This is a genomic window from uncultured Microbacterium sp., assembly GCF_947489255.1.
In the GTDB taxonomy this organism is placed as follows: domain Bacteria; phylum Actinomycetota; class Actinomycetes; order Actinomycetales; family Microbacteriaceae; genus Microbacterium; species Microbacterium phycohabitans.
In genome coordinates this window covers 46,196-72,656 of record NZ_CANLCY010000005.1, presented here as the reverse complement: position 1 = coordinate 72,656, position 26,461 = coordinate 46,196, and the positions used below count along the sequence as shown (strand labels likewise).

Genomic DNA, 26,461 nt, shown 5'->3' with positions numbered 1-26,461 from the left:
ATGTTGTGGTGTTGTTTTCTGATTGATACGCTCGCCAACGTTCACCTCGTGACCCCGGTGGACGGACGGCCTTCGAAGGAGAACCCGTGGCGACTTCCGCTCTTCCCCGCCTCGCCGGTGGGCAGCGCAGCGACTGGCTCGCCGTCGCCGATGCGCTGCTGGACGCGGCGATGCGGCAGGCGAGCGACGGTCACGGGCGCATCGTCTTCCCGGGCGCCGCGGGCGGGTACGGCGCCGCCGTCGACGGTCTCGAGGGCTTCGCCCGGGTCTTCCTCCTCGCCGGTTTCCGCATCGCCGGAGCGCGCGGGCAGGGTGTCGACGAGCTGATCGCCTTCTTCGCCGAAGGAGTGCGGACGGGGGTCGACCCCGATGCGGCCGACCGCTGGGTGCGGATCGACGAGCACGCTCAGGCCAAGGTCGAGGCGGCATCCCTCGCCCTCGCCCTGGATCTGACGCGGGAGTGGATCTGGGACGCCCTCGACGCACGCACGCGGGATCGGGTCATCGCCTACCTCGCCCCCGTCGTGGGCGACGACACCTACCCGCAGACGAACTGGGTGTGGTTCCGCATCGTCGTGCAGACGTTCCTGCGCTCGGTCGGCGGCCCGTGGTCGGCGGCCGACATCACCGCCGATCTCGCCCGCCACGATTCCTTCGTGCGCGAGGACGGCTGGCTGTCGGACGGCGACGAGCGCGCCTTCGACCACTACGTCGGCTGGGCCCTGCACGTCTACCCCGTGCTCTGGCCCCGCATGACGGGGGCGGCCGAGCTGGCCGACGAGCGTCGCGCCGTCGACGTCGCGCGGCTGGACCGCTTCCTCCTCGACGCCGTGCACCTCGTCGGCGGTGACGGCTCGCCCCTCCTGCAGGGGCGCAGCCTCATCTACCGCTTCGCCGCCGCGGCGCCCTTTTGGGCCGGTGCCATCGCCGGTGTCCCCTCGACCGGTGCGGGACGCCTGCGTCACGCGGCCGGCGCGATCGTCGATCACTTCGTCACCCGGGGCGCGCCCGACGGCGACCGCGTGCTCACGCTCGGATGGCACCACGAGTGGCCGGCCCTCGCTCAGTCGTACTCGGGTCCCGGCTCGCCCTACTGGGCGGTCAAAGGCCTCATGGGCATCCTGCTGCCCGCCGACCACGACGTCTGGGCCGCCCCCGACGAGCCCCTGCCGATCACGGAGGCCGACGACCTGCGCGCCGTCGCCGCGGCCGGCTGGATCGTGTCGGGAACGCGCGCCGACGGCATCGTGCGCGTCGTGAACCACGGCACCGACAAGGCCCGTCCCGGCGCCCGGACGGCCGACTCCCCGCTGTACGCCCGCATCGGCTACTCCACCGCGACGGCGCCGCTGCTCGACGACCTCGCCTGGAGCGATCCGCTCGAGCAGGCCGTCGCCCTGGTCGACGCCGCGGGCCGTGCCACGCACCGCACGGCGCTCGAGCCGCTCGGCGCGATCGTGCGCGAGGGCGTCGGCATCGCCGCATCGGCATCCGACGTGCACCTCGTCGACATCGCCCCCACCACGCACCGGCACGGTGCCGGCCTCGCGGGCGCGGCGCAGTCCCTCGGACGGATGACGGTGACCTCCCTCGTCCGCGGCGCCTGGGAGGTGCGCATCGCGCGGCTCGACCACGTCGCCCCGGGCGTCGACCTCGACGCGCTGCGCGTGCGGATGGGAGGGTGGCCGCTCGCGGGAGCCGAGCCCGCGCACGCCACCTCGACGGGTTCGGCCGAAGCACGGGTGGACGGCCGGGTGTCCGGCATCCGGGCCCTCACTCCCGAGGCCACCTCGCGCGTGACGATCCGCCGCGGGGCCAGCCCCCTCGGCGACATGGCCGCCATCCCCGTCCTGACCTGGGATGCCGTGGTCGGCGTGCCCTTCGCCGCGCTCGTCACCCTGACGGGTGACGCGACCGCCGAAGCGGGGGAGCCGCTGTTCGCGGTCGAGGGCGCGGGCGAGGACACCGTCGTCGAGGTGACCTGGCCCGACGGCCGGCGCACGCGCACCCCTCTCACAGACTCCGGAGCCCCGCGCGGGGCGCACCGGCACTCTCGGGCCCGAAGCGGTGCCCGGCACGCAATCGCAAAGGAGCAGCACGCATGAAGCGCAAGATCGTCGTCGCGACCGGGGTGGGCATCGTCGCCGCCCTGTCGCTGACCGCCTGCAGCGGCGGATCGTCGGAGGCCCCCGCCCAGAGCGGCCCCGTCACGCTGTCGATGTCGGGGTGGAGCCTCAGCACCACGCCGGAGTTCCAGGCCCTCGCCGACAAGTTCCACGAGGAGAACCCCGACATCACCGTCGAGGTCAAGGAGTACGACTCCGCCAACTACGACACCCTGATGACGGCCGACCTCGCCGCCGGTTCGGGCCCCGACATCATCACGCAGAAGAACCTCAAGACCTTCATCACCTACCAGGCCGGCGGTCAGCTCGCCGACGTCTCCGACGTCGAGCTGCCCGGCGACATCGGCGGCGCTCAGGCGTTCGAGGTCGACGGCGCCACGTGGGCCGTGCCCTACCGCCAGGACTCGTGGGTGCTGTTCTACAACAAGGACCTCTTCACCCAGGCGGGCGTCGCCGAACCCGACGGGTCGTGGACGTGGGACGACTACGAGAAGGCCGCCGAGCAGCTGACCTCGAAGCTCGGCGCCGCCGGTTCCGCGGCCCTGGGCACCTACCAGCACAGCTGGCAGTCGACGGTGCAGGGCTTCGCGAACGCGCAGTCGCCCGACGTCGACATCCTGGCCGGCGACTACGGGTACCTGAAGCCGTACTACGAGCGATCCCTGGCCCTGCAGTCCGGCGGAGACCAGGTGGAGTACAACACCGTCACCGCCAACAAGCTCACCTACCAGGCCGAGTTCGGCAAGCAGCAGGCCGCGATGATGCCCATGGGCACCTGGTACGTCGCGACCCTCATCGCCCAGCAGGCCAAGGGCGAAGCCGACGCCTTCTCGTGGGGCTTCGCGCCCATTCCGCAGTACGACTCCTCGACCACGGGCGAGTCGAACACCCCCGTCACCTTCGGCGACCCCACGGGCTTCGCGATCAACAAGGCGGCGGATGCCACGAAGCTCGCCGCCGCGAAGAAGTTCCTGGCCTTCGCCGCCGGCGAAGACGGTGCGCAGGTGCTCGCGGGCCTCGGGATCACCCCGGCGCTGACGAGCTCCGCCGTCGCCGACACCTACTTCGCGGTCGCGGGTGCGCCCACCGACGAGCTGTCGACCTTCGCCTGGTCGACGCACGAGACGAAGCCGGAGAACCCCACCTCGGCGAAGACCGCCGCCGTGCAGAACATCCTGCTCGACCTGCACACGGCCGTGATGTCGGGATCGACTTCGATCGACGACGCCATCGCCACCGCGGAGAACCGCGTCAAGAGCGAGGTCGGCGTCGGCTGACCCCGTAGGTCGGTGACCGGCCCGGGTCCTACCGGGCCGGTCGCCCCTCACGATCTGGAGACAGACACCATGGCGACCATCGCCGACACGCGCCCCCGGGCGTCGAAGACGGACCCCCGCCCGCCGCGGCGTCGCTCCCGTCTGACGCTGCGCAGCACCCTCATCGGGTGGAGCTTCATCCTCCCCAACTTCCTCGGCTTCGCGGCCTTGACGCTCGTCCCCGTCGTCGTGCTGTTCTACATGTCGATGACGAACTGGAACGTCTTCGGCTCGTCGGCGTTCGTGGGCATCGCGAACTTCCAGCGCCTCATCGGCGACGGCAGCTTCCGCATCGCCCTGCTGAACACGCTCTACTACGCGGCGCTGCACATCCCGCTGACCATGATCGTGGCCCTCGGGCTCGCGCTGCTGCTGAACAACAAGCTGCGCGGGGTGGCCTTCTTCCGCACCGCCGCATTCTTCCCCTACATCACCTCGATCGTTGCGATCGCAGTGGTGTGGAACCTCCTGTTCAGCCCGGAGTACGGGCCGATCAACGAGATCCTGCGCTTCTTCGGGCTGCAGAACCCGCCCGGGTGGCTCACCTCGTCGGAGTGGGCGATGCCGGCCGTGGTCATCATCAGCACCTGGCGCGACATGGGGTACTACATGATCCTGTTCCTCGCGGGGCTGCAGACCGTGCCCCGCGAGCTGCACGAAGCGGCCCGCGTCGACGGGGCGAACGTCTGGCAGCGCTTCGTGAACGTGACCCTGCCGTGCCTGCGTCCGACCACGTTCTTCGTGACCGTGATGCTCACGATCAACTCGTTCAAGATCTTCGACCTCATCCTCGTCATGACGCAGGGCGGCCCCGGACAGTCGACGCTCGTGCTGTCGCAGTTCATCTACCAGAAGGGCTTCCAGGAGAACCAGTTCGGCTACGCCTCCGCGGCATCCATTGTGCTGTTCCTCCTGTGCATCGTCGTGACGCTCGTGCAGTTCTTCATCAACAAGAAGCGGGACGCCTGATGACCGACCTCCTCGTCCCCGACGCCACCCGCACCCTCGTCACCGCGGGGGCCAAGCCGCCGCGCCGTCGCCCGGTCGCCGGCTCCCACCCCGCCCGCCGCATCGGCCGCATCGTCGGCTACGCGGTGATGATCGTCGCGGCCGCGGCCCTGCTGCTGCCCTTCTTCTGGATGATCATGAGCTCGCTCAAGACGCCGAACGACGTCTTCAGCGCCCCCGTGAAGTGGTTCCCCGAGACGTGGGTGTGGAGCAACTACGTCGACATCTGGACGCAGTCCGGCATGCTCACGTGGATCCGCAACACCCTCCTGCTCGCGGTCGTCGTGACCTTCCTGCAGGTGCTGACCGGTTCGTTCGCGGCGTACGGCTTCTCGCGGATGCGCTTCCCCGGCCGCGACGTGCTGTTCCTCGTCTACATCGGCACGATCGCCGTGCCGTGGCAGTCGTACATGATCCCGCAGTTCATCCTGCTGTCGAACCTGAAGGTGTCGAACACCCTGTGGGCGATCATCCTCATCCAGGCCTTCGGCGCGTTCGGGGTCTTCCTGATGAAGCAGTACTACGACACCATCCCCGAGGACCTGTCCGAGGCCGCCCGCCTCGACGGACTCAGCGAGTACGGCATCTGGGCGCGCATCATGCTGCCCCTGTCGGTCCCCGCGATCGCGAGCCTCACCCTGCTGACGTTCGTGAACACCTGGAACGACTACCTCGGTCCGCTCATCTACCTGCGCAACCCCGACCTGTGGACGATCCAGCTGGGCCTGCAGAGCTTCGTCAGCACGCTGTACGACGCCAACTACGCGCTGCTGTTCGCGGGTCTGACGATGTCGGTGGTCCCCATCGCGATCGTGTTCCTCTTCGGTCAGAAGTACTTCGTCGAGGGCATCGCCACGAGCGGGATGAAGGGCTGATCATGCGACGCATCTCCCACGACACCTACGCGAGCGTGTTCTCCACGGTCTACCTCGGGCTCATGGTGAACGTGCTGCTGCTCGTCGGCTGCGCTCCGCTGCTGTTCCTGCTCCTGACCACCGATCCGGCGCTGTCGTGGCCGCTGCTGCTGATCGCCCTCCCGCTGTGCGCCCCCGCACTCGCCGGAGCCCTCACGGCGTTCCGCGCCCACGGGCTGGGGGAGTCCCGCGTCGTCCGCGCCTTCTGGGCGGGGTGGCGCCGCACCGCCGCCAAGGCGCTCCTGATCGGCGCGATCGTCGCCCTCGCCCTCGCGATCGTCCTGGTCGACGTGCGCGCCGTGTCGGCGGCATCCTGGTCGGTCGTCGTGGTGCCGCTGTGCGCGACGGTGGCGCTGCTCGTCGTGGCCACGGCGCCGATCGCCCTGACCGCACTGGCCGAGGCCCCCGGCACGCCCCTGCGCGTGCTGCTGTCGACGGCCGCCGTGCTCGCGGTGCGCCGCTGGTACCTCAGCGCGGTCACCCTGCTCGTGCTCGCGGGCCAGGCCGTGCTGTTCACCACCTCTCCCGCCCTGGCCCTCGGGCTGACCGCCGCGCCCGCGCTCTACCTGGTGTGGGCCAACGCCCGCTTCAGCCTCCGCCCCGTGCTCCCGGCCGACGCGACCGTCGCCGCCGTCTGAAACGAAGGACCTCCCCGCATGACCACTTCTCCCCCCGCCGCCGGGGTGGGCACCGCCCGCGCCGACACCGCCCGCGTCGACACCGACCGCGCCCTCGCGCAGGTGTTCGACACCGTCCGCGCGAACATCGACGCCTTCGGCATCCGCTACCCCGACGACACCACGCGCGACAACCGCTATCCGCTGCGGCCGGCCCTCGCCGGCTTCGCCGAGGGCGAGAACCGCGGCTGGACGACGAGCTTCTGGCCCGGGATGCAGTGGATCGCGTACGAACTCACGGGAGATGCCGTCTACCGGGATGCCGCCCTCGCGCACGCCGCCGACTTCGGTCGCCGGGTGCGGGAGGAGCGCGACCTCGACACGCACGACCTGGGCTTCCTCTACACGCTGTCGTGCGTGGCGCCCTGGCGCCTCCTCGGCGACGAGGACGCCCGCGCGAGCGCGCTCGCCGCGGCCGACCACCTCATGGCGCGCTATCTGCCCTCGGCGGGGATCATCCAGGCCTGGGGCGACCTCGCCGATCCCGCGCAGCGCGGGCGCACGATCATCGACAGCCTCATGAACATGCCGCTGCTGACCTGGGCGGCCGAGCAGACGGGCGACTCCCGCTACAGCGACGTCGTGGCACGGCACACGGCCGAGCTGCGCCGGCACATCCTGCGTCCCGACGGGTCGACGTTCCACACCTTCTACTGGGATGCCGAGACCGGTGAGCCCCTGCGCGGCGCCACCGAGCAGGGCGCGTTCGACGACTCCTGCTGGGCGCGCGGTCAGGCCTGGGGCATCTACGGGTTCGCGATGAACCACCGCGCGACCGGCGACGCCTCGCTCCTGGACGCCTCGCGCACGTGCGCCGAGTACTTCCTGGCGCACCTCCCGGCCGACGACGTGCCGTTCTGGGACCTCGTCTACGGCGACGACGCCGACGCGCCGCGCGACAGCTCCTCGGGCGCGATCGCCGTGTGCGGGCTCTACGAACTCGCCGAGGTCGACGCCGAGGGGGCCGAGCGCTGGCGCGCCGCGGCCGATCGGATCCTGGCATCCCTCATCGCGCGGTACACCCCCGCGCGGGCCGAGGATGCCGACACGGTGCTGCTGCACAGCGTCTACGACCTGCCGAAGAACGTCGGCGTCGACGAGGGCACCCTCTGGGGCGACTACTTCTACCTCGAGGCCCTTGCCCGCGCCACGCGCCCCGGATGGCGGCCGGTGTGGTGAGGCTCGCGCGCGTCGGCGACCGCTCGGTCGCGGTGCTGGCCGGACCCTCGGGCGATCACGCGCTCGACCTCGGCCCGCGCCCGCTGCCCGACCTGTTCGCCGAGCTCGACGGCATCCGTTCCCTCGTGCAGCGGACGGATGCCGAGACCCTGCCGCCCTTGGACCCCGCGATGCTGCAGGCGCCGGTGGTGCCGCGGACGATGCTCTGCCTCGGCTACAACTACCGCGGGCACGTGCCCGACGGCGTCGACCCCACCGCCGACGACCCCGCCACCCCCGACGTCTTCGCGAAGACGCCGAACACGTTCGCCGGGCCGAACGACCCCGTGGTGGTCCCCGCCGTGGCCGACGACGTCGACTACGAGGGCGAGATCGCGGTGGTCATCGGGCGCCGTGCGCACGCGGTCCCGATCGAGGAGGCCATGTCGTACGTGGCGGGCTACACGCTGCTCAACGACGTCTCCGATCGGTCATGGCAGCGCACGCAGAGCCAGTGGACGCTCGGCAAGTGCTTCGACGGCTTCGCGCCGCTGGGGCCGTGGGTGGTCACCGCCGACGAGGTCGACCCGCAGGATCTGCTCGTCGAGGTCGTCCGCGACGGCGAGGTCACGGTCTCGCAGTCGACGGCGACGACCATTTTCCCGGTCGCCGTCGTCATCCACCACCTCTCGCAGGTCGTCACCCTCGAACCCGGCGACGTCGTGTCGACGGGCACCCCGCAGAAGCTCGCCGCGGCCCAGGCCGCGCACCGCCCCGTACGCGCGGGGGATGCCGTGACCGTGCGCGTCGGCGGGATCGGCGAGCTCACGACCACCTTCATCGCACCCCCGGGAGAGCACGCATGATCCTCGACACCTTCCGCCTCGACGGCCGCGTCGCCGTCGTCACCGGCTCCAGCCGCGGTCTCGGTCAGGGCGCGGCCCTCGCGCTCGCCGAGGCCGGCGCCGACCTCGTGCTCATCGACCGGGGCGACGCCACGCGCACCGCCGAGCTCGTCCGCGGGCTCGGGCGCCGCGTGCACACGATCGGCCGCGACTTCGTCTCCGCGTCGCGCGACGACCTCGCCGGCGCGATCGACGAAGCCGTCGAGGCGATGGGCCGCATCGACGTCCTCGTCAACAACGCCGGAACCATCCGCCGCGCCCCCGCCGCCGATCACAGCGCCCAGGACTGGGACGACGTGCTCGCGGTCAACCTCGACGCGGTGTTCCACCTCTCCCAGGCCGCCGGTCGCCGCATGATCGACCAGGGGTGGGGACGCATCGTCAACGTCGCCTCGATGCTGTCGTTCCAGGGCGGCATCCTCGTGCCCGGCTACGCGGCGTCCAAGCACGCTGTCGCGGGGCTGACCAAGGCCCTCGCCAACGAGTGGGCTTCCTCGGGGGTGACCGTCAACGCGATCGCGCCGGGATACATGGCCACCGACAACACGGCCCCGATCCGCGCCGACGCCGACCGCGAGGCGTCGATCCTTGCCCGCATCCCCGCCGCCCGCTGGGGCACGCCCGCCGACCTCCAGGGCGCCTTCGTGTTCCTCGCGTCCGATGCCGCCGCCTACGTCACCGGCGCCGTCATCCCCGTCGACGGCGGATGGCTCGTGCGCTGACAAGCGCCGTCCCCGACCCGTTCCCCTTCCCTCCCGGCCCCGCCGGATCGATCCCAGGAGACCCGCATGACCGCGTCCATCCCCCAGCGTTACGCCACCCACCCCGAGCAGATCCCGGGCATGACCACCGCCGAGCTGCGCGATCGCTTCCTCATCGACGACGTCTTCGTCGCCGGCGAGGTGCGGCTGACCTACACGCACCACGACCGCATCGTGCTCGGCGGTGCCGTTCCGGCGGGCACGGAGCTCGCCCTCACGGGGTACCCCGAGATCCGCAGCGAGTACTTTCTCGAGCACCGCGAGGTCGGCATCGTCAACGTCGGTGCGGCGGGCACCGTCACCGCCGACGGCGAGGTGTTCGAGCTCGTCACCGGCGCGTGCCTGTACCTCGGCCGGGGCGTTCGCGACGTGGTCTTCGCCGACGCCGGCGCCGACGCCGACGCCACGACGGGCGAGGGGGCGCGGTTCTACCTGTTCTCGGCACCCGCTCACACGACCTACCCGTCGGCTCTCGTCTCGCCCGGCGAGGGGACGGTGCGCGAACTCGGCGACCAGGTCACGAGCAACCGCCGCACCCTCAACCAGTACATCCACGAGAACGGCGTGAAGAGCTGCCAGATCGTGATGGGGGTGACGCAGCTGCATCCCGGGTCGATGTGGAACACCATGCCCGCCCACACGCACGACCGCCGCACCGAGTGCTACCTGTACTTCGACCTCCCCGACGACGCCCGCGTCGTGCACCTGATGGGCGAGCGCGATGAGACGCGGCACCTGATCGTGGCGAGCGAGCAGGCCGTCATCTCGCCGAGCTGGTCGCTGCACTCGGGCGTGGGCACCGCGGCCTACTCGTTCGTGTGGGCGATGGCGGGCGAGAACCAGGCCTTCGACGACATGGATGCCGCCCCCATCACCGACCTGCGCTGATGGCTGCCGTGACGCCCGACGACCTCCCCCGTGCGGTCGCCGACGCCTCGTCTCGGGCCTCCGCGGGGGTGCTCCTCGCCGTCGGCGAGACCATGGCGATGCTCGCGCCGTCCGACGGGGGAGGGGTCGTGGATGCCGCGACCTTCCTCGTCGACGCCGGCGGCGCCGAGTCGAACGTCGCCGCGCACGCGGCCGCGTGCGGCATGACCGCCCGCTGGTTCAGCCGGCTCGGGGCCGACGCCCTCGGCGACCGCGTGCTGCGGCAGGTCGCCGCGCGCGGTGTCGAGGTGGCCGGGGTCGTCCGCGACCCCGGGCGACCCACCGGGCTCTACGTCAAAGACCCCGGACGCGGCGTGCGCTACTACCGCGCCGGGTCGGCGGCATCCGCCCTCTCGGTGACGGATGCCGCGACGGTCCCCCTCGACGGCGTTGACGTGCTGCACGTGTCGGGGATCACCGCGGTGCTCTCCCCCTCCGCTCGCGCGTTCCTCGTCGCGCTCATGACGCGGGCGCGAGCGCTCGGCGTCACGGTGAGCTTCGACGTCAACCACCGCCCGGCCCTGTGGTCGGCGGTGGACGCGGGTCCGGTGCTGGCGGAGCTCGCCACCGCGGCGGACATCGTCTTCGTCGGACGCGACGAGGCCGAGACCCTGTGGGCGACGCCCCTCGACGCCGACGTGCGCGCCCTCCTGCCCGCGGTGAGCGAGCTCGTCGTCAAGGACGGCGATGTCGGGGCCACCGTCTTCACCGGTAATGGGCGCACCTTCGTCCCCGCCCTGCGCGTGGAGGTGCTCGACGCCGTCGGCGCGGGCGACGCGTTCGCCGGGGGATACCTCGCGGCCCGCGCTCGCGGGCTCGCCGCCTCCGCCCGCCTCTCGGCCGGGCACGAACGCGCCGCCCTCACGCTCCGTACCTACGGCGACTCGATCCACGACGCCCCCACCCTCGGCGCTCCCACCCTCGGCGCTCCCACCCTCGGCGCTCCCACCCTCGGCGCTCCCACCCTCGACGCCCCCACCCTCGACAGGACTCCCGCATGACCCCTCCCGACGACACCGTCGCCTTCTTCGACCGGGCCTTCGCCGACGCGCCGCTCATGGCGATCCTGCGCGGGATGGGCCGGGACCGCTCGCTCGAGCTCGCGACCACGGCGTGGGATCTCGGCATCCGGTCCGTCGAGGTTCCTCTGCAGACCCCGACCGACGAGGATGCCCTGCGCGCCGTGGCCTCCGCGGCGACGGAGCGCGGGCTGTCGGTGTGCGCCGGCACGATCGTCGACCCCGCACAGGTGCCGGTCGCCGTCGCGGCCGGAGCCCGCTACCTGGTGTCGCCCGGCCTCGACCCCGCCGTAGTCACGGCGGCCCGGGAGCACGGCATCCCGATCCTCCCCGGCGTCGCCACCCCCAGCGAGGTGCAACGGGCGACGGCGCTCGGACTGCGGTGGCTCAAGGCGTTCCCGGCGACGTGGCTCACACCCGCGTGGTTCCGCGTCATCCGCGGGCCGTTCCCCGACGTGCGATTCGTGGCGACCGGGGGTCTCGACGCCGACAACGCCGCCGTCTTCCTCGACGCGGGCGTGCGCGTCGCGGCCGTGGGCTCCGCCCTCGAAGACGCCGCGCAGCTGCCGCGACTGGCGCACCTGCTCTCGCGCCCCCGACCCGTCTCCGCGTGAGGTGCCGGGAATCGTCGCCCACCGGTAGCGGCAAGCGACGATCCCTGGCACTTCGCGCACATCCGTGCAAGCCCGACCCGCGGGGGCGTCGGCGGGAGAAGATCGATACGTCCGAATCGACCCCCACCGAGGAGACCCATGCACGTCAACGCCTACGCGGCGTCGTCCGCGACCTCACCCCTTGAGCCCACGACCATCGAGCGCCGCGAGGTCGGCCCGAAGGACGTCCTGATCGACATCGCCTACGCCGGCATCTGCCACTCCGACATCCACACCATCCGCGGCGAGTGGGGCGACGTGCCCTACCCCTTGACCGTGGGCCACGAGATCGTCGGCACGGTCGCCGAGGTCGGCTCCGAGGTGACCGGCCACAAGGTCGGCGACCGCGTCGGCGTCGGCTGCATGGTCAACTCGTGCCGCGAGTGCGAGAACTGCCTGGCCGGCGAGGAGCAGTACTGCCTCAAGGGCAACATCGGAACCTACGGCGCGAAGGACGTCGACGGCACGATCACCCAGGGCGGCTACAGCGAGAAGATCGTCGTCGACGAGGACTTCGTGCTTCGCGTTCCCGAGTCCATCCCGTACGAGAAGGCCGCGCCCCTGCTCTGCGCGGGCATCACGACCTACTCGCCGCTGAACCACTGGAACGCCGGCCCCGGCAAGAAGGTCGCCGTCGTCGGCCTCGGCGGACTCGGCCACATGGCCGTCAAGATCGCCCACGCCATGGGCGCCGAGGTCACCGTGCTGTCGCAGACGCTCAGCAAGAAGGACGACGGCCTGAAGATGGGCGCCGACCATTACTACGCCACGAAGGACGACGAGACCTTCTCGTCGCTGAAGAACACGTTCGACCTCATCGTCAACACCGTCAGCGCGCCGCTGGAGCTCAAGAAGTACCTGGGCCTGCTCGCTCGCAACGGCACGATGGTCAACGTCGGCGCCCCGCCGGAGCCGCTGCCCATCGAGGTCTTCACGCTGTTCGCCAACCGCCGCTCGTTCGCGGGCTCGGGCATCGGCGGCATCCGCGAGACCCAGGAGATGCTCGACTTCTGCGCCGAGCACGGCATCGCGCCCGAGACCGAGCTCATCTCGGCCGATCAGATCAACGAGGCCTACGAGCGCGTGCTGAAGAGCGACGTGCGCTACCGCTTCGTCATCGACGCGAAGACCTTCGCCCCCGCCTGACCCCGTCTCCGGCTCCGGATGCCACGGCCCCGACGTTCTGCGGAGCGTCGGGGCCGCGGCATCCCGCTGCTTCGCCCTTTCGCTGATAAACGCTCTCCCTGTTCAGAAACGCGGCGTCGCCGCGTGTCTCGCGCGGATCGGCGTTTATCGATGCGGTGGCCGGGACCGCGGTGTGCACGCCCGCCGCAGTTGCGCCGAGGCGGCGCCCTGCTGCCTTGTCGCCACGGCCTTGCCGCCGATAAACGCTCTCCCTGGCCAGGAACGCGGCGTCGCCGTGCTTGCACGGATCGGCGTTTATCGGCACCCACCGGCCGGCTGGAGCCCGGACGCGCGCGAGCGGCGCCGCCCCGCGCGCGAGCGGCACCGCCCGCCCGGCCGGAGCCCGCACGCGCGAGAGCGGCACCCACCGACCGCCCGCAGCCCGGACGCGCGAAAGCGGCGCCGCCCCGCGGGACGGCGCCGCTTCGACGACGGGGTTACGCCTGACCGAGGGCGGCCGAGACGACGGCCCGCGCCTCCTCCTGCACCTCGCGCAGGTGGTCCTCGCCGCGGAGCGACTCGGCGTACAGCTTGTAGACGTCCTCGGTGCCGGAGGGGCGGGCGGCGAACCAGGCCGACTCCGTCTGCACCTTCAGGCCGCCGATCGCCGCACCGTTGCCCGGCGCGTGCGACAGCTTCGCCGTGATGGGCTCTCCGGCGAGCTCGGTGGCCGAGACGGCATCCGGAGACAGCTTCGACAGCGCCGACTTCTGCGCGGGCGTCGCGGGGGCGTCCACGCGCTGGTAGGCCGAGGCGCCGAACTCGGCCTCGAGCTCGGCGTAGCGCTGCGACGGCGTCTTGCCGGTGACGGCGAGGATCTCGGCCGCGAGAAGGCAGAGCAGGATGCCGTCTTTGTCGGTGGTCCAGACCGTTCCGTCCTTGCGCAGGAACGACGCCCCGGCCGATTCCTCGCCGCCGAAGGCGACGGAGCCGTCGAGCAGGCCCGGCACGAACCACTTGAAGCCCACGGGCACCTCGAGCAGCGTCTTGCCGAGGGAGGCGGCGACCTTGTCGATGATCATCGACGACACCAGCGTCTTGCCGACCGCGGCATCCGTCGGCCAGCCCTCGCGGTGCGAGAAGAGGTAGTCGATCGCGACGGCCAGGTAGTGGTTGGGGTTCATCAGCCCGGCGTCGGGCGTGACGATTCCGTGCCGGTCGGCGTCGGCGTCGTTGCCCGTGAGGATGTCGTACTCGTCGCGCGCGGCGACCAGCGACGCCATCGCGGAGGGGGAGGAGGGGTCCATGCGGATCTTCTCGTCCCAGTCGAGCGTCATGAACTTCCACGTCGGGTCGACCTCGGGGTTCACCACGGTGAGGTCGAGGCCGTAGACCTCGGCGATCAGCGCCCAGTACTCCACCGAGGCTCCGCCGAGCGGGTCGGCGCCGATGCGCACGCCGGCGCTCTTGATCGCGTCGACGTCGATGATGGATGCCAGATCCCGCACGTACGCGTCGCGGAAGTCGTACTGGCCCAGGGTGTCGAGGTCGATGTCGGCATGACGGGTGCGGTGCACGCCCTCGAGGCCGGCCGTGATGAGCGCGTTCGCGCGGTCGGCGATCCACCCCGTGGCGTCAGTGTCGGCCGGGCCGCCGTGCGGGGGGTTGTACTTGAAGCCGCCGTCGCGCGGGGGGTTGTGCGAGGGGGTGACGACGATGCCGTCGGCGCGACCGGGGTCGTCGGCGGCCAGGTCGCGGTTGTAGGTGAGGATCGCGTGGCTCAGCGCCGGGGTCGGCACCCACGCGTCGCGGGAGTCGACGCGCACGTCGACGCCGTTCGCGACGAGCACCTCGATGGCGCTGCGCTCGGCCGGGAGCGACAGTCCGTGCGTGTCGCGTCCGAGGAACAGGGGCCCGGTGATGCCCTGCGCCGCGCGATAGTCGACGATCGCCTGGGTGGTCGCGAGGATGTGGTCCTCGTTGAAGCTGGTGCTCAGCGACGATCCCCGGTGGCCGCTCGTGCCGAAGGCGACGCGCTGCTCGGGCACCGTGGCATCCGGCTTGCGGTCGTAATACGCGGCGATCAGTTCGTCGATGTCGATGAGATCGGATGCCTCGGCGGGCTGTCCTGCGCGACTGCTCATGCGCCCAGTCTGCCCGCTCCCTCCGACATGCGCACACGCTGTTGCGCATTCTCGGCGAATCCGTCGCCGGGCGGTGGCCCCCGACCGCCCCGGAGGGGGTCCGTGCGTCGCCGGTCTAGGCTGTACGCCGTGCTGCCCGACACAGAGACCGTGCCCGCCCGCCGTACCTACAGCTACCTGGGGCCGGCCGGGACCTTCACCGAGGCGGCCCTCGCCCAGGTGCCCGAGGCGCGCGATCAGATCTGGCGTCCGGTCCGCAACGTCGGCGAGGCGCTAGCGGATGTCGTCGAAGGTCGATCGGATGCCGCGATGATCGCGATCGAGAACTCCGTCGACGGTGGGGTCTCCACGGCGCAGGACGCGCTGGCCACGGTCCCGGGACTACGCATCGTGGGCGAGTACCTCGTGCCCGTGAACTTCGTGCTCGTCGGCCGCCCCGGCGCGACCCTCGCGGATGTCTCGCTCATCGCCGCGCACCCCGTCGCCTACGGGCAGTGTCTCGGCTGGTTGAGCCGGAACGTCCCCGCGCACGCCCATCTGCCCGCCGAGAGCAACGTCGCGAGCGCGCTGGGCGTGCTCGACGGCACGAGCGCCGCGGACGCCGCGATCGCCGCCCCCGGCATCGTCGCGCACCACGACCTCACGGTCCTGGCCGAGAACATCGGCGACAACCCCAACGCGGTGACCCGCTTCGTGCTCGTCAGCCGCACCGTGGCGCCCGCGCCTCCGACCGGCGCCGACAAGACCTCCCTGATCGTCGAGCTCCCCGAGGACCACCCGGGCGCCCTGCTGGAGCTGCTCGAGCAGTTCGCCACGCGTGGGATCAACCTGAGCCTGTTGGCATCCCGGCCCATCGGCGACGCCCTCGGTCGCTACCGCTTCGTCATCGACGCCGACGGTCACGTGCTCGACGAGCGCATGGCCGACGCCCTGCTCGGCCTTCGTCGTTTCAGCCCGAAGGTCATCTTCCTCGGGTCCTACGCCCGGGCCGACCGCGCGATCGTGCGCTATCCGCCCCGCTACGGCGACGATGTCTTCGTCGAGGCGCGCGACTGGCTCCGCGGCCTGCTCAGCGGCGAACCCGAGGCCTGAGCCTCGTTCCTTCCTGTTGCGGGCGGTGAGCCCGAGGCTGGCCGTTGCGCCAGGCCGTCGTCGAGGACGCCGAAGGCCGAGTGGTGCTCGTCTGAGCTCTCACCCCCGCGGAGGGCGGTACGCCGTTCGAGGTCGTCACTTTGTTGCCGGGGTGAATCCCTGGGATAGAGGGGTGAGTTCGTCTCGCGGCGACCTTCCACTCCTGTCACAGTATCGCATGTTGAATGCAAACATGCGCACATAAAGATTGGACAGTAGTGAACTCTCTTCTCATTCGCGGCGCTTCGACGGCGACCGCCGCCATCGATGACCTCGCGACCTCGGCTCACACCGCCATTAGTGAAGGATGTCGGCGAGATCGCGTCGTGTGGGTCATCGTCGTCATCGCGCTCGCGATCATCGCGGCGGTAGGCCTCGCTGTGGCGTGGTGGCTTGCGTGCCGTGCGATCGGAAAATATCCGGTCATCAGTGTGCCCGCCTGGGGGTCTGCTGGCTCCTACCGCGCCTGGTGCTCGTGATCGACCCTCGCGGCCCGGAGGATCGGGGCCCGCTGACCCTGGCTCCGATCCTCCGGGTGAGGGAGATCAGCAAACGGTACGGGCGCCGCGTCGTTCTCGACGGTTTCTGCCTCGACATCGCTGCCGGTGAGATCCACGGACTGCTCGGGCCGAACGGATCCGGAAAGTCCACGGCGCTTCACGTGATAGCGGGGCTCATCGCACCCGACAGCGGGGGCGTGCGCATCAAGGAGGTGGAGGTGGGCGAGAAGCGATCTCGTCGGCACCTCGGATTCGCGCCGGATGACCTCCCCCTGCCGACGACACTCACGGGCCGGGAATATCTGGAGTTCCACGCGGCGATGCGTCAGACCGACGACCGACGGCGCCGGGACTTGCTGGTTCACGCACTGGATATGGAGACCGCGTTGGACCGGGCGGTCGGTGAGTATTCACATGGCATGAAGAGGAAGATCCAGTTGATCGCTGCGGTCTGCCACGGGCCGGAGCTCGTCATCCTGGACGAGCCCTTCCGTGGCCTCGATCCGGATGCCGGCCTGGTCTTGCGCCATCTGGTGCGCGAGATCGCGAGGAGCGGGCGGGCCGTCCTCATCGCCACTCACGACATGCTTCGAGCCGAACGGGACTGCGACACGGTATCCATCCTTCACGCCGGAGCCACTGTCGCCCAAGGAGTACCAGCCCGACTCATGGCGGACACGAAGGCGGATTCGCTGGAGATCGTCTTCATGGAACGCACGGGTCTGACCGCGGAGAGCGCGCAGCGCATCGAGAAGGTTCGTCTGGCATACGCCGACACGGACCGGATCAGGAACGGAGAGAGAGAAGGATGATGAACGTGCCGCTACGACTCGTTGTGCACGGAATGATGGGGCTCGTGCTCGGTGCGGCTTGCGTGCTGATCGGGATCGTCACTACCGTCGCGCTTGCGGTGGCGACGGACGGACGCGCGGGCATTCCGGGGGTGTTCGAGGCCTGGATGGAGCCGTACCAAGGCTCACCGTCTCTCGCGTTCGTCCCCGACATGCTGGGTCTTGGGGGCTCGGTCGTTCTTGTCGCGGTTGCGTACGTGACGATCGCCTTGGCCATCGGCAGAGCGACGTCACGCAGAGGTCGCTGACATGTCGAGAGCGACGAAGATCGCGCTTGTAGCCTGGAAGATGTGGGCGCGGGAGATGTGCCGAGCCCTACGGGTTCCCCCATCGTTCGCTGCGGTCATTGGACTGCTCACCGTCGTGGCCGCCTTTTTCTTTGGTTGTGTGCTTGCATCGGTGACGGTGTCGCGTCTTGGTGCGGACCTGCCGGCTGATCTGGCCCCCATCATTGCCCGCGCATCGCTTGCGGGGGTCTGGATCACATCGGGCCTCATCGCCACGATCTTCGCTGTGACATCACCGCCCCGAACGATGCTGCACGCACTGCTGGATCTGCTCCCCGTCGGGAGACGCGCAGCAGCGGTCGGACAGCTTGCGCCGATGGTCACCGTCGCCACCGCCTTCTGCGTCGCACTCTCGCTGCCGACGCTGGCCGTCTTTGCACGGATCTTTGCAGGCGCCACCCTTGTGCGCGGTGTGCTCGCCGTCGTGGCGTGTATCGGGGTGACACAGATCCTGTGTGTGGCGCTCTTCCTCACGCTCTCGTGGATGCTGCGCCGCGGGACCCGCTTCGCCGGCGGGATAGCGGACACCCTCGCCGCGTTCGTCGTCATGGCGGGGATTCTCGCCACCGCCTCGGGTGATGTCATCACCGCTGACATCTCTACGTCGGCCCCGCTCGACGTGCTGCCCCATCGGATTCTCGCCGCGGGGGTCGTCGCGCAACTCCCGCTCGCCACCGCGGCGATGGCCGCGGGGTGGGTAGTGATCCTCGTTGTGCTTGTTCTGGTGGCCGTGAGCGTGCGCCCTGCGGCGAGCGAACAGCGTGCGCCGCTGCTCTTACGAGGATGGGCACCACCCCACGGGCGGATGCTGCCGATGATCTGGTTCGAGCTCGTCACCGCCGTCCGCTCGCTGTCTTTCCTGACGACGGTTACTGGCGGGGTGGGTCTCGTTCTCGGTGCGACCGTGCTTCTGCAGGCGCCCGTCACGGCTGACTTGGCGCGCGCGCTCGCATCGATGGCCCCCACTGTCCCCTTCGCGTTGGGCGTCTATGCAGTCGGACGCACGTTGCCCGTCACCTGGATATCCGCTCACGCGGCACCAGAGCGCAATGGGCATGCGATCGCGGTTGCAGTGGCTGCCGCCGTGGTCGGCATCGCGGTCTCAACGATCCTCGTCGTTCCGCTCGTGCTCACCGGGGTGCTGACCGTCACGGACCTCCCTGCACTGGGGGCGCGAGCAGTGCAGGCCGGCGCGCTTGCGCTTCTTGCCGGTGCGTTGATCCCGGCGAGCCAGGAGCAGTCGGTTTCGACCACGGCAGCAGCCTTCCTCTTCGGAGTCCTGCTCCTAGGTTCGAGTGTCAGCCTGAACGTCGCGGCGACTTTCTGGGGGGATACCTTCGTCCCATGGATGGCGCTCGCCGGGGCTGCGATCGCTTGTGCTCTGTACATGCAGACGTGCGCCCGGCATCCCATCGCGGACCGCGCGAATGGCTGAGCCGCGGGGGCACCTGGTAAAGGGCGTCGAGGAGACGGCCTCAGAGTGTCTGGTCGCCCCGCTGGGGCTCAGCGTTCGAAAAGACGCCGACGACGCCCGGCGCCAGCTCAGTGCCCTCGGTTTGGCAGACGAGGCGCCGGAACGGTGGTGTCCTTGGGAGAGGCGCGCACGCGTCCTCCCTCCTCACATCGGGCGGGTGGCGGCCACCATTGTGGTTCTGATGCTTCGCGGGACGCTCCTACTCTGGGGTGGCGGGAGTGGTGCGGCGGTGGGCGGCGCGCTGATCGGCTCAGCAACCATTGCCGCGATGGGAGTAGTGGCCATCGTTATCGGGCTATCGATCATCGTTCATGAGACTGCGCATGGGGTTGTGCTTCGAGCCCTCGCGCCGTCAGAAAGCGCAATACTGATCGTCGAAGGGTGCAACGCAGCGCTGCTGAGACGAGCCCTCCCTGGCTACCGTGAACTCCTGGTGGTGTGCGCGGGTCCGTGCGCACCAGCCATCCTCGCGCTCGCGCTGGTGCCGCTCGGAGCGTGTTCGTGGCTGATCCCAGCGGTCGGGGCGGTTGTGGCATTAGGCCATCTGGCCACTCTGGCCATCCCCATCGGAGACGGCGCCAATCTCCGCGCGGCACTGGGGCGTTGAATCACCGCCGCCGATCTCAGGCCGCCACAGCAGCCGGCGCCGCGATGAGCTCGAGCGTCTGCACGCGTCCCTCGAAGCCCTCGCCGTCGTACGCGCCCGCGACGGGCGACACCATGATCTCGTCGACCCCGTGCTGGGCGGCGAAGGCGGCGAGCCGGCCCTGCACGTCGGCGCCGGTTCCGACGAACCACTTCTGGCGCGTCGACGCCATGATCGACTCGGCCATCGCATCGAACGGGTCGGCCTTCGCCTGCTCGACCGTCTCGAGAGGCACGAGCGGCTTGTTCGTGCGCAGCCGCGCCATCATGCGCAGCTGCGGGATGGCGCGCTCCTCGGCCTCCTCGGTCGTCGGGGCGGCCACGACGTTCGCGGTGACGAACGTGCGGGGACCCTCTCCGGTCTCGTTCGGCACGAACTGGTCGCGGTACAGGTGCAGCGCCCGGTCGAGCCCCTCGCCGGCGAAGTGATTCGCGAACACGTACGGCAGACCGAACGAAGCCGCGAGCTGCGCCGAGTAATCGCTCGATCCGAGCAGCCACACCTGCGGCATCCCGGATGCCGCCGGCGTCGCCTTCACCTGGTACTCGGTGCCCGAGGTGAATCGCACCGTCGCGCCCTCGGGCGAGGTGAGCGCCATGATGTCGGTCACGTGGTCGGGGAAGCGCGAGACGTCGCTCGTGGTGCCCGAACGATTCAGCAGCTGGGTGATGACCGGGTCGCTGCCCGGCGCGCGGCCGATGCCGAGGTCGATGCGGCCGGGGGCGAGCGCCTCGAGAGCGGCGAACTGTTCGGCGACGATCAGCGGTGAGTGGTTGGGCAGCATGACGCCACCCGATCCCACGCGGATGCGGCTCGTGCGTGCCGCGGCGGCGGCGATGAGCACGGGGGGAGTCGTGGATGCCACGGACGGCATGTTGTGGTGCTCGGCGAACCAGTAGCGGCGGTAGCCGAGGCGGTCGGCGACCTCGACCAGGTCGAGGGCGGCGCTCACCGCCTGTGCACTGGTCTGCCCGTGGCGCACGGGCACGAGGTCGAGAACGGAGAGGGAGGGGATCGCGTCGTTCACCCCGGAGGCAACGCGCCGGGCAGAGAGCGTATTCCCCTCACGCGGGGGCGCAACCCCCCTGACCGTCGATCGGCGAGGTTCTTATCGTGCCGCGCATGAGCGAAGAAGCGACCGCATGCGCACCGTGATGACCGTCGACGACGCGACGTTCTCGCTCGCGCCCGGGCAGGACATCGTCGAACTCGAAGACAGCATCGAGGCTGCCGTGCACGACGGCGGTCGTTTCGTGCGCTTCGTCGTGGTGGGCGAGCGGGACGTGAGCGTGATGTTCACCCCGCACACCCGGGTCGTGTCGTGGACCGAGGAGAACGGTGACGCGACGCTCGACGAACAGGCCCCGTCGATCGACTGGGACGGCGTCTGAGGCCCGCGGCATCCGTCCTCAGCTTTCTCCCAGGAAGAAATCCGTGACGGATCCCCTCCGGCGCGCGTCTCACCTATGACATCGCGGAACACACGGTTCCGGAAACGACGGAAGGAAGCGAACATGGCTGAGAACACCACCACCGCCACCCCCACGCCCGCCACGAAGGACGGCGGCTCGACCGTCATCGTCGACGCCGTCGTCGCCAAGGTCGCCGGCATCGCCGCGGCCGAGGTTCCCGGCGTCCACGCCCTCGGTGGCGGCGCCGCCCGCGTGATCGGCAACATCCGCCAGGCCGTCGGCGCGAAGGACCACGCCCAGGGCGTGAGCGTCGAGGTCGGCGAGACCGAGGTCGCCGCCGACATCTCGATCCAGGTCGACTACCCCGAGCAGCTGCAGCGCGTGGCCTCGAACGTGCGCTCGGCCGTGCACCAGGCCATCACCGAGCTCGTGGGCATGAAGGTCGCCGAGATCAACGTGACCGTGGTCGACGTCTTCATCCCGGGCGACGACGACGAGGACGACGCCGACGAGCAGCGCGTCAACTGACATCCGTCGACAAGGGGCGTCACCGCGAGGTGGCGCCCCTTTCGCGTGGGCGGTGGGCCTTCCGCCACGCAATGCTCGCGCATAGGTTGGAGGGCGACGTGGATTCAAGGGGGATGAATGCGCTGGATCAGTCCGGTCGTGGCGGGTGCGACCATCGTTGGAGCGGGGTTCCTGGGTTTCGCCCCGACCTCCGTGGGGTTGAGCAACGGGGTCGGCGACCTGCAGTGCCGACCCCTGCTGTCCTCCGTGTCGGGGGCCAGTCTCGTCGGCGACCGCGCGGACGATCAGTCCGATGTGACCGAGCGCTGGCTCGAGAGCGTCGGCTACATCGATGAGGGAGAGAACCCGAGCGTCGAGCTGGCGGCGCGGGCAGACGCGACGGCGCAGGGGCTCTGCGGCGAGGCGCGGCAGTCTCGGATGACGTGGATCGGTCTGGTCGCGGTGTTCGGCACCGGCCTGACCCTGCTGGCGGCACGACGACGAGCCGCGCTGCCCGAGGGCGACGGTGCGCGCGATTCGGCGGGTGCGCAACGATGAGCTCGACGGACGTCTCCGCTCTCATTCCGCGATTCAAGCGCGCGGCCATCGACGCCTACATGCGCACCAGCCCGTCCGGATGGGAGATCAACGGCGACTCCTACGAGATCGACTCGTCGAGCGCGCACTACACGGTCACCCGGCCCGGGCCGGACGGGGAGGGCGGCGGAGACTGGTCGAGCGACAACTTCATCGCCGACATCTTCGTCGGCGGCGGCAAGGACGAGGAATTCGGCGCGGCGTTCGACAGCATCCGTTCCCGCATCGACGAGGCCATCGCCCCCTGGCTCCACCTCCCCGATCCCGGCACGATCGAGGGCGAGGTGGCCTCCGCGGTGGCCGTCACGCGGAAGCTGTCGGGTGCCGCGGCGGCGTCCGAGGGCGCTCAGGTCGGTGCCGGACTCATCGCCGGCAACATCGCGCTCGTCATGGAGAACAGCGACGCCATGTCGGGCGCCGCCATCGCCGCGTTCAAATCCCGCTTCGTCTCGCAGCTGGGACCCGTCATCGGCGGGCTGCACGGGCTCTCGGTCGTCCTCGGGGCCGCGCTCGCCGCGGAGCAGAAACTCTGGGAGTCCGCACGGGAGAACGTGCGACAGATCGTCCAGGCGGGCGTGGATGCGTCGGAGGAGCTCGCGGCATCCGGCGCCACCGAAGGGTACGAGATCGCGCTGAAGGTGGCGGGCTGGGCGGCGCAGGGCGCCAAGCTGTTCGTGCCGGGCGCGGGTGCGGTGTTCGAGGTGGTGGGCCTGGGCATCCAGGTCGTCCAGGGTTCGAGCGAGCAGGACCCCGAGAAGGAGACGATCACCGGAGCGGATGCCGCCGCCGTGCTGTCCACGTTCGAAGAGGCGCTGCGCGCACTCAACGAGGGCATCGCGCACGAGGAGACCCTGCTCGACGAGAACCTCTCGAACAACCTCACCGCGGTGCAGTCCCAGCAGTCGTCGTACGACCTGTCGGCGCCCCTCGTCCAGGATGATCCTGCGAGTTCCTCCGATGTCATCATCATCGAGCCCTCCCTCGTCATCGAGATCAGCTCGACGTACCTGCCCACGATCTCGGCGGAGCTCTCCGGCTCGGCGACCGCGCTCCTGAGCGCCTCGATGAGCTGCGTAGCGCGCGACGGCGCGTTGGGTATCGGCGCGAGCGGACCTTCCGGCGCCTGGGGCGCGTTGCGCACCCTGCTCTACGACCTCCTGCGCAATCTCGCCTGGGATGTGACGACCGGGGCGCAGAACCTCGACCTCGTGCTGCAGGACATGCAGAGCAACGAGCAGCGTGTGGTCGACGAGATGGCGCAGTTCCTCGCGCGTTTCGACGCGGGCAATCCGGTCGATCCCTGGCGCTGAGTCGGCTCAGCCCCCGTGCCGCACGTGCGCGTAGGCGTCGAGCGCGCGCTTGCGCGTCTCGCCCAGGTCGACCATGGGCTCGGGCGGGTTCTCGTCCAGGTACTCCGGAGCCCACTCGCGCACGTACTCGTCGTGCGCGTCGAACTTCTTGCGCTGCGTCTCCGGATTGAACACGCGGAAGTACGGAGCGGCATCCGCGCCGGACCCCGCGACCCACTGCCAGTTGAAGGGGTTGCTCGCGGCATCCGCGTCGACCAGGCAGTCCCAGAACCACTGCTCGCCGTGCCGCCAGTCGATCAGCAGGTTCTTGATGAGGAAGGATGCCGTGATCATGCGCACGCGATTGTGCATGACGCCGGTCTTCCACAGCTGTCGCATCCCCGCGTCCACGACGGCGACCCCGGTCTCGCCCTTCTGCCACGTCTCGAGGTGCGAGCGGTTCAGCTTCGGCCAGGGGAAGTCGTCGAAATTGCGCCGCCAGTTCACGGTGGCGATGTCGGGCGAGTGGTACGTCACGTGCCACGCGAACTCGCGCCACACGATCTCGGAGAGGAAGCCGCTGGCGCTCTGCGCGTGCTGCCCCGACCCCTTGTGCTCGAGGGTGTCGTGCCACACCTGGTACGGGCTGAGCTCTCCCCAGCGCAGACGCGGCGACAGGTTCGAGGTGGCGCCTCCGGCGAATTCGTCACGGTATTTCGAGTAGTCGCCGAGGTCGTCGTCGAGGAACTCCCTCAGACGCGCCTTCGCAGCCGGCTCACCCGGCTCCCACATCTCGCGCAGTCCGCCGGCCCAGTCGGGCTTCGTCGGCAACAGGCCCCACGACGACAGGTCGTCGGAGTCGATGGATGCCGACACCCCCGGCACCTTGCGGGCCTCGGGCAGGGGCGGGCGCGGCGCGGGAAGCTTCTGCACCGCGCGCGAGAACGGGCTGTAGACGCCGTAGGGCTTGTCGGACTGCGTGCGCACGGTCCACGGCTCGTACAGCAGGTTCGCCGCGAACGACGCCACGGTCACGCCGTCGTCGCGCAGTTTCTCCTTGATGCCGGCGTCGATCTCGCGCTCGGCCCCGCCGTAGCGGCGGTTCCAGAACACGGCGCCGGCGCCGACCTCGTCGACCAGCGCCGGGAGCACCTTCGCCGCCGCGCCCCGCCGCAGCACGAGCGTTGAGCCGCGTTCGCTCAGGCGCTCGCCGAGGGATGCCAGCGATCCGTGCAGCCACCACCGCGCCGCCCCGCCGATCTCGCGCACGCCGTCGGATTCCTCGTCGAGCACGTACAGCGCCACGATCGGCTCGTCGCGGTCGAGCGCGGCGCGCAGCGCGGGGTTGTCGGTCAGGCGGAGGTCGTCACGGAACCACACGATCGAAGGCGTTGCCATTCCCCGACGCTATCCACCACGGCATCCGCCCCTCCGGGCTTGACACCCGCTCACGGCCGCTCCCGGTCGGCCGCACCGGCCGCGCCGTCGCCGAGATCGCCCATCCCTGCCGAGAGCACCCGAGACTCGACGTCGAAGCAAGGGATCTCGGCCGACTTATGTCATCTCGCCGGATGCCGGATGCCGCGTTCGCCGTCGGAACGCCGCGCGTCAGAGCGACGACGTGTCGTGCCCCTTCGGCAGCGCCACGATGAGACCGCCCGCGACGATGCGCGTGTAGATGCGCGTCGCCTCGCCGAACTCGTCGCCGTCGAGCTCGATCGGCTGCGCGGGGGCGGTCGCGAGCTCGATGCCCGTGCCCCGGAGATAGCGCACCGAGGAGTCCTTGCGGCGCTCGAGCACGCGGCGGCCGGCGCGGAACTTGCGCAGCACCGAGTTGTCCCACACGATGCTCCGCCACACGCCCAGCCAGCCCCACACCCCGGTCGGCTGGAGCACCGCCACGTCGAGGCGGCCATCGGCGATCGAGGCGTCGGGGATCAGGGCCACGCCGCCCTGGAGGGCGCCGCAGTTCGCGAAGAGCACGCTGTGCACCTTCGCCGAGTGCAGGCGGTGACCGTTCAGCTGGTACATCACACGGAACGGCTTCGCGCCCACGAGGGAGCGGGCGGCGCCGTCGACGTAGGCGACCCAACCGACCTGCTTCTTCAGGTCGTCGCGGGTGTTCTGGATCATCGCGGCATCCAGCCCTATCCCGGCCATGACCGAGAACCCGTGTTCCTCGACCCCGCCGTCGGCGCGGCGGATACGGGCCAGCCCGGTGTCGATCGATCGGATGTCGCCCTCGAAGGTCGCGCGGATCATCGCGTCGGTGTCGGCGAGCGGGAGGTTCAGGTTGCGCGCGAGGAGGTTGCCCGTTCCGCTCGGCACGATCGTGAGCGGGACGCCCGTGGAGGTGAGCGCCTCGGCCACGGCGCGTACGGTGCCGTCGCCGCCGGCCACGAGCACGGCATCCACCTTCTCGTCGAGTGCGGCGCGGGTGGCGTCGTCGCCGAGGTCGTCGACGGTCGTCTCGTAGAAGAGGGGCTCGGCCCAGCCGGCCGCGGCCGCGAGCTCGGCCACGCGGGCGCGCAGGGTCTCCGGATCCACCTTGGTCGGGTTGTAGACGAGGGCGGCGCGCTTGGCCTCGGCGCGTTCGGCGTCCATGGAAGCCTCGGAGCCCTCGGCATCCACGCGCTGCGCCTTGCCGGGCAGGTCGGCCGACGAATCCGGGTCGATATCCTCGGGCTGATGGATGACGTCGTCGGGCTCCGCCGCGTCTTTGGGGTGGGGTGCGTCCTTGCGGGGGTGGTCGTCGGTGTCGTCGGCGAGCCGCGCGGACTCGAAGTGCTCGCTCGACCCGTCTGCGGCGGCGGCGTCGGCTTTCACCTCGGCGGGCGCGTCGGAGGGGACGTTCTCGGGGGACTCCGCGTCGTCACGCGGCTCGTCAGGGGCGGCCATGGCTCCACCATAGGACCGCGGGGGTCGCCCGACCGGGCCGGACGGGTGGGCTTGACGACCGGATGCCGCAAGACCATGCCTCGCGCGGACACGCCCGGGTTCCGCGCCGGAGCGCGGCCCGCGCGGGGCGGAAGGA

General features: G+C 70.4%; 26 protein-coding genes. 22 read left to right on the top strand and 4 right to left on the bottom strand.

From position 1 onward, the window contains the following. The first annotated feature begins 86 nt into the window (after positions 1–86). From Q0818_RS13730 to Q0818_RS13675, 12 genes are all read left to right on the top strand, one after another. On the top strand, positions 87–2,105 hold the full coding sequence (locus Q0818_RS13730; RefSeq protein WP_298875973.1) for a DUF2264 domain-containing protein: 2,019 nt from the start codon (positions 87–89) through the stop codon (positions 2,103–2,105). Next, positions 2,102–3,403 carry an extracellular solute-binding protein gene (locus Q0818_RS13725; protein WP_298875971.1) on the top strand — a complete coding sequence of 434 codons (1,302 nt, stop codon included), beginning with the start codon at positions 2,102–2,104 and terminating at the stop codon, positions 3,401–3,403. The genes Q0818_RS13730 and Q0818_RS13725 overlap by 4 nt, the downstream gene beginning before the upstream one ends. A 69-nt stretch (positions 3,404–3,472) precedes the next feature. Continuing rightward, positions 3,473–4,411: a carbohydrate ABC transporter permease gene (locus tag Q0818_RS13720; RefSeq protein WP_298875969.1), complete on the top strand. Its 939-nt coding sequence runs from the start codon at positions 3,473–3,475 to the stop codon at positions 4,409–4,411. Then, positions 4,411–5,325 (top strand): carbohydrate ABC transporter permease, encoded by a 915-nt coding sequence (locus Q0818_RS13715; protein WP_298875968.1) that lies wholly within the window; start codon positions 4,411–4,413, stop codon positions 5,323–5,325. Before Q0818_RS13720 ends, Q0818_RS13715 begins: the two co-directional genes overlap by 1 nt. A 2-nt stretch (positions 5,326–5,327) precedes the next feature. Further along, positions 5,328–6,002: a DUF624 domain-containing protein gene (locus tag Q0818_RS13710; protein ID WP_298875966.1), complete on the top strand. Its 675-nt coding sequence runs from the start codon at positions 5,328–5,330 to the stop codon at positions 6,000–6,002. 18 nt (positions 6,003–6,020) lie between these two features. After that, a complete protein-coding gene (locus Q0818_RS13705; protein WP_298875963.1) occupies positions 6,021–7,220 on the top strand; it encodes a glycoside hydrolase family 88 protein in 1,200 nt (399 codons plus the stop codon). Then, positions 7,214–8,065: a fumarylacetoacetate hydrolase family protein gene (locus Q0818_RS13700; RefSeq protein WP_298875961.1), complete on the top strand. Its 852-nt coding sequence runs from the start codon at positions 7,214–7,216 to the stop codon at positions 8,063–8,065. Before Q0818_RS13705 ends, Q0818_RS13700 begins: the two co-directional genes overlap by 7 nt. Beyond that, positions 8,062–8,826, top strand: coding sequence for a 2-dehydro-3-deoxy-D-gluconate 5-dehydrogenase KduD (gene kduD, locus Q0818_RS13695; RefSeq protein ID WP_298875959.1), 765 nt, complete (start codon positions 8,062–8,064; stop codon positions 8,824–8,826). The genes Q0818_RS13700 and kduD overlap by 4 nt, the downstream gene beginning before the upstream one ends. Before the next feature lie 66 nt (positions 8,827–8,892). Then, a complete protein-coding gene (kduI, locus tag Q0818_RS13690) occupies positions 8,893–9,753 on the top strand; it encodes a 5-dehydro-4-deoxy-D-glucuronate isomerase (RefSeq protein WP_298875955.1) in 861 nt (286 codons plus the stop codon). Next, positions 9,753–10,793, top strand: coding sequence for a sugar kinase (locus Q0818_RS13685; protein ID WP_298875952.1), 1,041 nt, complete (start codon positions 9,753–9,755; stop codon positions 10,791–10,793). The genes kduI and Q0818_RS13685 overlap by 1 nt, the downstream gene beginning before the upstream one ends. Next, positions 10,790–11,425: a bifunctional 4-hydroxy-2-oxoglutarate aldolase/2-dehydro-3-deoxy-phosphogluconate aldolase gene (locus Q0818_RS13680; protein ID WP_298875949.1), complete on the top strand. Its 636-nt coding sequence runs from the start codon at positions 10,790–10,792 to the stop codon at positions 11,423–11,425. Before Q0818_RS13685 ends, Q0818_RS13680 begins: the two co-directional genes overlap by 4 nt. Before the next feature lie 138 nt (positions 11,426–11,563). After that, a complete protein-coding gene (locus tag Q0818_RS13675; RefSeq protein ID WP_298875946.1) occupies positions 11,564–12,610 on the top strand; it encodes an NAD(P)-dependent alcohol dehydrogenase in 1,047 nt (348 codons plus the stop codon). Between the two features lie 476 nt (positions 12,611–13,086). Here Q0818_RS13675 and pgm read toward each other — a convergent pair whose 3' ends face one another. Next, positions 13,087–14,733, bottom strand: a complete 1,647-nt coding sequence (gene pgm / locus Q0818_RS13670; RefSeq protein ID WP_298875943.1) for a phosphoglucomutase (alpha-D-glucose-1,6-bisphosphate-dependent) — start codon at positions 14,731–14,733, stop codon at positions 13,087–13,089. A 129-nt stretch (positions 14,734–14,862) separates the two neighbouring features. On the opposite strand from pgm, the gene pheA reads away from it, so the two are divergent. The 6 genes from pheA (at position 14,863) to Q0818_RS13640 (ending at position 19,583) form a co-directional block, all read left to right on the top strand. Beyond that, entirely contained in the window at positions 14,863–15,825 is a 963-nt protein-coding gene (gene pheA, locus Q0818_RS13665; RefSeq protein ID WP_298875940.1) for a prephenate dehydratase, read from the top strand. Between the two features lie 257 nt (positions 15,826–16,082). Beyond that, positions 16,083–16,343 (top strand): hypothetical protein, encoded by a 261-nt coding sequence (locus Q0818_RS13660; RefSeq protein ID WP_298875937.1) that lies wholly within the window; start codon positions 16,083–16,085, stop codon positions 16,341–16,343. Positions 16,344–16,399: 56 nt separating this feature from the next. Continuing rightward, positions 16,400–17,176, top strand: a complete 777-nt coding sequence (locus tag Q0818_RS13655) for an ABC transporter ATP-binding protein (protein WP_298875934.1) — start codon at positions 16,400–16,402, stop codon at positions 17,174–17,176. After that, on the top strand, positions 17,173–17,463 hold the full coding sequence (locus Q0818_RS13650) for a hypothetical protein (protein WP_298875931.1): 291 nt from the start codon (positions 17,173–17,175) through the stop codon (positions 17,461–17,463). Before Q0818_RS13655 ends, Q0818_RS13650 begins: the two co-directional genes overlap by 4 nt. Before the next feature lie 115 nt (positions 17,464–17,578). Beyond that, positions 17,579–18,937 carry a hypothetical protein gene (locus tag Q0818_RS13645; RefSeq protein ID WP_298875928.1) on the top strand — a complete coding sequence of 453 codons (1,359 nt, stop codon included), beginning with the start codon at positions 17,579–17,581 and terminating at the stop codon, positions 18,935–18,937. Beyond that, positions 18,930–19,583, top strand: coding sequence for a hypothetical protein (locus Q0818_RS13640; protein WP_298875925.1), 654 nt, complete (start codon positions 18,930–18,932; stop codon positions 19,581–19,583). Before Q0818_RS13645 ends, Q0818_RS13640 begins: the two co-directional genes overlap by 8 nt. A gap of 16 nt (positions 19,584–19,599) precedes the next feature. Here the strand turns inward: Q0818_RS13640 and Q0818_RS13635 are convergent, their stop codons facing one another. After that, positions 19,600–20,649 (bottom strand): LLM class flavin-dependent oxidoreductase, encoded by a 1,050-nt coding sequence (locus Q0818_RS13635; RefSeq protein ID WP_298875920.1) that lies wholly within the window; start codon positions 20,647–20,649, stop codon positions 19,600–19,602. A gap of 115 nt (positions 20,650–20,764) precedes the next feature. On the opposite strand from Q0818_RS13635, the gene Q0818_RS13630 reads away from it, so the two are divergent. The 4 genes from Q0818_RS13630 (at position 20,765) to Q0818_RS13615 (ending at position 23,448) form a co-directional block, all read left to right on the top strand. After that, positions 20,765–21,013, top strand: a complete 249-nt coding sequence (locus Q0818_RS13630; RefSeq protein ID WP_298875917.1) for a hypothetical protein — start codon at positions 20,765–20,767, stop codon at positions 21,011–21,013. A gap of 123 nt (positions 21,014–21,136) precedes the next feature. Then, entirely contained in the window at positions 21,137–21,562 is a 426-nt protein-coding gene (locus Q0818_RS13625) for an Asp23/Gls24 family envelope stress response protein (protein ID WP_298875912.1), read from the top strand. A 117-nt stretch (positions 21,563–21,679) separates the two neighbouring features. Then, a complete protein-coding gene (locus Q0818_RS13620) occupies positions 21,680–22,099 on the top strand; it encodes a hypothetical protein (RefSeq protein ID WP_264632209.1) in 420 nt (139 codons plus the stop codon). Beyond that, entirely contained in the window at positions 22,096–23,448 is a 1,353-nt protein-coding gene (locus Q0818_RS13615) for a hypothetical protein (protein WP_298875908.1), read from the top strand. The genes Q0818_RS13620 and Q0818_RS13615 overlap by 4 nt, the downstream gene beginning before the upstream one ends. Positions 23,449–23,454: 6 nt before the next feature. Here the strand turns inward: Q0818_RS13615 and Q0818_RS13610 are convergent, their stop codons facing one another. Together Q0818_RS13610 and Q0818_RS13605 are read right to left on the bottom strand one after the other, a co-directional pair. Next, a complete protein-coding gene (locus tag Q0818_RS13610) occupies positions 23,455–24,825 on the bottom strand; it encodes a deoxyribodipyrimidine photo-lyase (RefSeq protein WP_298875905.1) in 1,371 nt (456 codons plus the stop codon). Between the two features lie 210 nt (positions 24,826–25,035). Continuing rightward, positions 25,036–26,325, bottom strand: coding sequence for a diacylglycerol kinase family protein (locus Q0818_RS13605; RefSeq protein ID WP_298875902.1), 1,290 nt, complete (start codon positions 26,323–26,325; stop codon positions 25,036–25,038). Positions 26,326–26,461: the final 136 nt, after the last annotated feature.